Origin of the sequence: Actinospica sp. (genome assembly GCF_035552695.1) — a bacterium.
GTDB lineage: Bacteria > Actinomycetota > Actinomycetes > Streptomycetales > Catenulisporaceae > Actinospica.
In genome coordinates, this window is the sequence record NZ_DASZKT010000151.1 from 21515 (window position 1) to 27514 (window position 6000).

Below are 6000 nucleotides of genomic sequence, written 5' to 3' on the forward strand. Positions count from 1 at the left end.
GGACCTTCCCCCAGCCGGCCACTCCAAGCGGAAACTCACTACTTCCAGTGAATACGCGGGGGTCCAGGTGTGCCGGAGGCAACCCGACCACGCGTCGGTCAGGATTGCGGTGTGCCTCCGGCGAAGTCCGCCGCGAACTGACGCTCGATCAGGCCGCAGTCGGGGGCGTCGTGCAGGACGATGCCCAACTCGCGGTTCCGGGTCAACGAGTTGGCGGTGTAGTTCATCGAACCGAGCTCGACGGCCCTGTCGGAGGGACCCGCGTCGGCGATCACGGCCTTGGCGTGGATGTAAAGGCCTTTCGTGGACGAATACCCGACGACCTTGCCGCCCGCCTCGACCACTTTGGCGATCGCGGAAGCGTACTGCGATGGCGATTCGACCACGACGCGCACCGCCACGCCCGCCCTGGCCTTGGCGGCGACCGCGTCGACCACGGCCGAGTCGTTGAACTCCTCGCCCTCGACGTCCAGGGTCTTGTGCGCGCCGTCGATGATCGACAGAACATGAGACTGGGCGGTCGTGGGCGACCAGAGCAGGTCGTCCGCGTCGCTCGGCGTGATCGGCTTGTGCGCGTAGTCCGCATCGAAGACCCCGACGATCGCCTTGACGTCGTTCGCGTCCGAGTCGAGGTCGCCGTAGTCACGGGTCTCCGAGTAGTAGTTCGAGGTCAGATTCCCGGTGAGGATCAGCGACTTGTGATCGTCCACGGTGAGGGTCTTCTGGTGCGTGTACTGGAACGCGGTGGACGACCAGGTGACGCCGATGCCCGCGGACGTGAGCTTTGCGTACGCGGACTCGTTGGTCGACTTCTCGGTCTGGTCCAGGACCACCCGGACGTCCACGCCCGCCTTCTTCCGCGCTATCAGATCATTGATGGCGGACGCGTCGCTGAGCTCGTACATCGTCATGTCGATGCTGGAGCGGGCCGAGTCGATGAACTGGTAGATCAGCGGTTCGACGGTGGTGCCGGTCGTGAAGACGAAGGCCGTGCCGCCCGCGGCCTCGGAGCCGGAGCCGGGTTCGGAACCGGATCCGGTGCCGGACGTGCTGGACCCGCCGGTTCCGCCACCGCCGCCGTTCAGGTCGAGCTTGCCGCCGTGGCTGTGCAGATAGGCATAGCCGCCGAAGACTGCCGCCGCCAGCACGAGCACGATGAACCCATTGCTCGACCTCCGGCCGCGGTTCCGACGACTGCGGTTGCTGCGCGGCCGCCTGACCGATTTCCTCGTGCTCTTCGCGCGGGTCGTACGCCGCGAGCGCGCCATGATCGATCCCTTACCTTCACCGTCGCCGGCCGCCGCGTGCTGCGCGCGGCCCGCGCTCTGTGTGCTCGGTCCGGCGCAGGCTAAACGCGAAGAACGCACGCTTGTTCCATCGGCGGATCGACGGCCGCCGAGCGGATCAGTGCATGAAAGTCAGTGGCTGGGGCATGCGGCGGTGTCCGTACCCTGCAACGCCTCGACACGAAGGAGTCACCGTAATGGGTGTCATAGCCGCAGTTCTCTTCGGCATCGCGTTCTTCATCCACGGCAGCGGGACCACGACCAACGTCTGGTTCGATCCCACGAGTCTGATGTACGCCGGACTCTGCTGCCTCGCGCTGCACCTGCTCGGCGTCGGCACCGGCTGGTACTCGCACCGCCGGTGATCGCAGGGCAGGTGTGGCGCGGTGTTCGTCAAGCTGCGGGCGCCGTCGTCGGATCGTGCGTAGTCCCGCGGCGCGGCATCAGTCCACTTCGAAGGTCGTGCCGATGCCCATGCCGGTGATCCACTCGGGGACCGGCTCGTAGCTGGTCCAGACGAACGGCCTGTCCACGGCGGCCTGCCCGATGAGCCAGGTCCGTATCTCGTGTCCGCCGCTACCGGCTTGTCGTTCGAGCCCTTCGTCCCCCAACGCGGCCACCGGCGCGAGGTCCACGGCGGCCAACTGCTTGAGGAACCAGGTGTCCCAGGCGGAGTTGACGTGGGCGTTCGGATCGCCGCCCATGGCGCGGACCCTGGGTTCGCGTGCCGCGGCGAAGGCCCGGAGGTTCGCGCGCCCGTGGATGACCGCCTGCCGTCGTTCGCCGTGCACCGCCGGGTCGCGCGGGTCGTTGGACGGCAGCCAGTGCGAGAGCCCGCCGCTGGCCACGACGAGCACGCGCCCGGGGGAGTCGGCGCCGCGGATGGCCTCGCCGAGCGCCCTGCCGAGCTGAACGCAGCGCGGCACGCCGGGCAGCGGCGGGGCGGCGGTGTTGACGATCAGCGGCACGAGCGGCACCGGGCGTCCGCCGCAGACCATCTCATAGCTCTGCGTGACTCCGTGGTCGAGGGTGAGGGAGTAGGACAGCGACAGGTCGAATCCGGCCGCCGCGAGCGCGTCACGCACCGACCAGGCCAGCCGCGTGTCCACCGGCAGCGGCCCCGAGCGGCTGCCGAAGTCGCCGAATCCGACGGCCTGTTCGACGCCGAGGACGAGCGGCGGCATCTGGTCGTAGAAGTTCGCGTGGAAGTGATCGGGACCGATCACGACGACCGCGTCGGACGCCAGCCGGGCAGCGGCCTCGGCCACGCGGCTGGCGTCGCGCGGTCATCGACCAGCTGGCGTTCATGGACGAGGCCACGGACACGCACCACTGCCGCGGCACCAAGATCATCCCGTTCTCGATGCACAACGTCGATCAGGTGCTCGGCGACCTCGACCTCAACATCGCCGCCTCGATTCGAGCCGCCCATTGGTTGAACCCGGTCAATCCCGCGGCTTACCGGAAGATGACTCCCGCGCTGCTGCGCCGGCTGGCGCCGAGCGAGGCGCGATCCAAGTCTGAGTCGCCGCGCGAGACCGGAGACCATCTCTCCTCACGGGCTGTGTGAGACCACGGTGCTTGCGGCGTCGCTGTCTCTGACGGTCAGTGCGGGCACGATGGCGAGCACGGCAAGCAGCGCGGCGATGAGGAGCGCGGTGTGATAGCCGGTCAGGTTCGGCACGGCGTGACCGGCGACCTGGCGTGTGGTGCCGACGGCCGTGAATACGGTCGCGAGCAGGGCGATGCCGGTGGCGCTGCCGAGCTGGCGGGTCATGGAGAACAGTGAGGAGGCGTGGCCGGTATCCGTCGGGGAGACGGTGGCGAACGTCGCCGCCTGAGTGGAGACGACGATCTGGCCCATCGCCAGACCCATCCCGAGCATCAGCACCCGCATCCACCACAACTCGGTGCGTGAGCTGATCAGCGCCATCAGCGCGAGATTGCCGGCCAGGCCGGTCAGACCGAGGATGATCAGCCGGCGCGGGCCGAGGCGGCGGTAGAGGACGCGGGAGCCCAACTGGGCGCCGAGCATCACGCCGAGTGCCTCTGGCAGGGTGTTGAGCCCGGATTGCAGTGCGGTCAGCCCGAGACCGAGTTGGAAGAAGAGCGGGATGACGAACAGCGCGCCGAGGAACGCGGCGGTGGCGACGGCCATCGCCGTGCTCGTGGAGCGGAAAAGCCGGTTGCCGAGCAGGCGCAGCCGTAGCAGCGGGTTGCTGGAGCGCAGTTCGACGCGTACGAGCAGTGCCAGGACCGCCGAGCCTGCCGCGATGCTGACGGTGATCTGCGGGTGCGTCCAGCCGATACCCGGGCCCTGACTCACGCCGTACATCACCGCGGCGAATCCCGTGCCGGACAGTACGAATCCGGCCAGGTCGAAGCGGCCGGGCCGCGGTTCGCGCTGTTCGGCGAGGAAGAACAGGCCGAAGCCGAAGGCGGCGATGCCTATGAACAGGTTGACGAAGAACACCCAGCGCCAGGACAGGCTGGTGACCAGCGCGCCGCCGAGTACCGGGCCGAGCGCCGGGGCGACCGCGGTGGGGACGGTCAGGATGGATGAGGCGCGCAGCCGCTCGTGCGGCGGGAACGCGCGGTAGAGCATGGCCATGCCGACCGGCGTCATCATGCCGCTGCCCGCGCCCTGCAGCACCCGGAACGCCACGAGTTCGCCCAGGTTTCCGGCCAGGCCGCAGAGTACTGACGCGGCGGTGAACAGGCCGACGGCGAGCAGCAGGATGCGTTTCGAGCCGAAGCGGTCGCCCAGGTAGCCGGCGGCGGGGATGAATACGGCCAGGCTGACGAGATAGCCGGTGGCCACCGCGTCCAGCGAAGCCTCCGCGACGCCGAACTGACGGCCGATCGCAGGCAGGGCGACGTTGACGATGGTGATGTCCATGATGTTCATGAACATCGCCGCCACGAACACGACGCTGACGCTGACCTTCTGGCTCAGCGAGGGCGTACGCCGCCGCGGCCTTGGCGGCGCCGCGACGGGGGCGATCGGGGAGACGTGCTCGATCATCGATGCGCTCCTGGGCATGGGAAGGGACTGAGACTCGGGACAGTCGGTGCGGTCCGCCGGGTTCCGGTGCGCGCGTCCCGCAACACCGCCCACATCGACGGCGACGGGACGTCCGTCTCGGCGCTGTATTCGGTGCTCCACCTAGCCGCCGCTTCGGGGCCTGATTCGGGGATCGGTATCCGATTGAGCTGGATGAGGCTGGAGCAGGAAGGGCTGCCCGGTAGCGAACCCGTAGTTCGGCGACGGACACCTCGACCGGGCCGATCCCGGCCAGGTCGACGGAGTATGTGGCGGTGGTGATGATGTGTATTTCGTTGTATGTCAGGAAGCAATGCGACGACGTCAGACGTCGTAGTCGGTGGCCGGTTCGGTGGCGTAGTGGCTCATGGCCTGAATCGTGGCCTCGTCGGTCAGCGGTCGGCCGTCGGCGATCATGTCGCGCAGGTCGCGGAAGTAGTTGACGTACAGGTCCGGGGTGAACGTGTTGAGCAGCACCGTGACGCCGTCGGTCGGGTTGGCGAAGGTGTGCGGTGCTCCCGGCGGGACCATCACCAAGGTCCCGGCCGGGGCGTCGTAAACCGTGTCGCCGACGGTGAAGCGTGCGGCGCCGGACACGACGTAGAAGCCCTCGTCGTGCCGGGCGTGGCGGTGTTGGGGCGGGCCGTCGGTGTGCGGGGCGAGGGTGATCTCACCCATGCCGAGCCGGTGTCCGGTCGTCGAACCGTCCTCCAGGATCCGCATCCGCGTCGGGCCGAGCTGGATCGACTCACCGTCGTCCGGTCCGACCACCGAAACCTGTGCCATGTCAGACGCCTCCATCGAGAGTTGTCGGGAAAGTTGGCTTGCTTCGTGAGAGTTGACTCTCGAGAGAGTACGCTCGCGACGCGCTTCGTGCAAGTGGACTCTCGTGAGTGAGAGTTTTCTAAACGGTTAGTTGAGAACCTAGGCAGGGCGGGGGTGTGCACGCCGTTGAGATATACGGCGTCGGGACCGGCCAGGAAGGCGATGACGGCGGCGACCTCGGCCGGTTCGCCCGATCGGCCCATGGCGACGTGGTCGGCGAACCAACCCTGCGGCGGGACTCCCTCGGCCAGCGCGCCGCGCAGGGACCTCGCTGCTGAGGGTCACGCCGGGGTGGAAGGCGTTGACCCGGATCTCCCTGCCGTGGTCCGGCGCCCTCGAGTTGGTCGGGTTCGCCGCCGCGCCCTTGGTCACGTTCGGTCGGCACGGGCGTCTACCGTCCGGCCAAGCTGGGCGGCGTGTCCTTGCCGAACATAGCGTCCGACTCTTCGTCAGCCACGTCAGCTTCGTCGACGTGCTCGCGATACTGGGGAGAGAAGCCGGCCACCGGCGTGCCCGCGGTGGACGGCCGGACGCCGTCGCTGGCCCCGTGCGGATATACGCCCACCCAGCTGCGGCAGGCGTACGGCCTGGACAGTCCAACCGCGACAGGTGCGGGACAGACCGTCGCGGTGGTCACGCCCGCCATGGACACCCTGGAACAGGACGTGAACACTTGGTCGACGCGAGTGGGTACGCGAACACTGCGCCCCGGCCAGCTCAACGTGGTCCCCACCCCGGACGGCTCGCCGGCCGTGACACCGGCCGATGCCTTCTCCGCCATGGTCGAGAACACGCTCGACGTGGAGGCCGCACACGGCATGGCGCCGGACGCGGACATCATCTCGC

The 6000-nt window shown here is 68.4% G+C and carries 6 protein-coding genes and 1 pseudogene; 3 read left to right on the forward strand and 4 right to left on the reverse strand.

Annotated elements, in window-relative coordinates; genetic code table 11:
* Positions 1–98: 98 nt before the first annotated feature.
* Positions 99–1154 (reverse strand): phospholipase D-like domain-containing protein, encoded by a 1056-nt coding sequence (locus VG296_RS18655; protein WP_325567257.1) that lies wholly within the window; start codon positions 1152–1154, stop codon positions 99–101.
* A gap of 329 nt (positions 1155–1483) precedes the next feature.
* Between VG296_RS18655 and VG296_RS18660 the strand changes: the two genes are divergently transcribed.
* On the forward strand, positions 1484–1651 hold the full coding sequence (locus VG296_RS18660) for a hypothetical protein (protein WP_325567259.1): 168 nt from the start codon (positions 1484–1486) through the stop codon (positions 1649–1651).
* Positions 1652–1729: 78 nt separating this feature from the next.
* On the opposite strand, the gene VG296_RS18665 is transcribed toward VG296_RS18660, so the two are convergent.
* A complete protein-coding gene (locus VG296_RS18665) occupies positions 1730–2554 on the reverse strand; it encodes a hypothetical protein (RefSeq protein WP_325567261.1) in 825 nt (274 codons plus the stop codon).
* 38 nt (positions 2555–2592) lie between these two features.
* Between VG296_RS18665 and VG296_RS18670 the strand changes: the two genes are divergently transcribed.
* Positions 2593–2856 carry a hypothetical protein gene (locus tag VG296_RS18670; protein WP_325567264.1) on the forward strand — a complete coding sequence of 88 codons (264 nt, stop codon included), beginning with the start codon at positions 2593–2595 and terminating at the stop codon, positions 2854–2856.
* Here the strand turns inward: VG296_RS18670 and VG296_RS18675 are convergent.
* Together VG296_RS18675 and VG296_RS18680 are read right to left on the reverse strand one after the other, a co-directional pair.
* Positions 2842–4311, reverse strand: a complete 1470-nt coding sequence (locus tag VG296_RS18675; protein WP_325567265.1) for a DHA2 family efflux MFS transporter permease subunit — start codon at positions 4309–4311, stop codon at positions 2842–2844. The genes VG296_RS18670 and VG296_RS18675 overlap by 15 nt on opposite strands.
* A 342-nt stretch (positions 4312–4653) precedes the next feature.
* Positions 4654–5115: a cupin domain-containing protein gene (locus VG296_RS18680; protein WP_325567267.1), complete on the reverse strand. Its 462-nt coding sequence runs from the start codon at positions 5113–5115 to the stop codon at positions 4654–4656.
* A gap of 548 nt (positions 5116–5663) precedes the next feature.
* Between VG296_RS18680 and VG296_RS18685 the strand changes: the two are divergent.
* A pseudogene (locus tag VG296_RS18685) lies at positions 5664–6000 on the forward strand (serine protease); the annotation flags it as partial.

Excerpts from the sequence above, each read along its gene's own strand:
- VG296_RS18660 (WP_325567259.1), top strand. The coding sequence starts at position 1,484 with ATGGGTGTCATAGCCGCAGTTCTCTTCGGCATCGCGTTCTTCATCCAC.
- VG296_RS18670 (WP_325567264.1), top strand. The coding sequence starts at position 2,593 with ATGGACGAGGCCACGGACACGCACCACTGCCGCGGCACCAAGATCATC.
- VG296_RS18675 (WP_325567265.1), bottom strand. The coding sequence starts at position 4,311 with ATGATCGAGCACGTCTCCCCGATCGCCCCCGTCGCGGCGCCGCCAAGG.
- VG296_RS18680 (WP_325567267.1), bottom strand. The coding sequence starts at position 5,115 with ATGGCACAGGTTTCGGTGGTCGGACCGGACGACGGTGAGTCGATCCAG.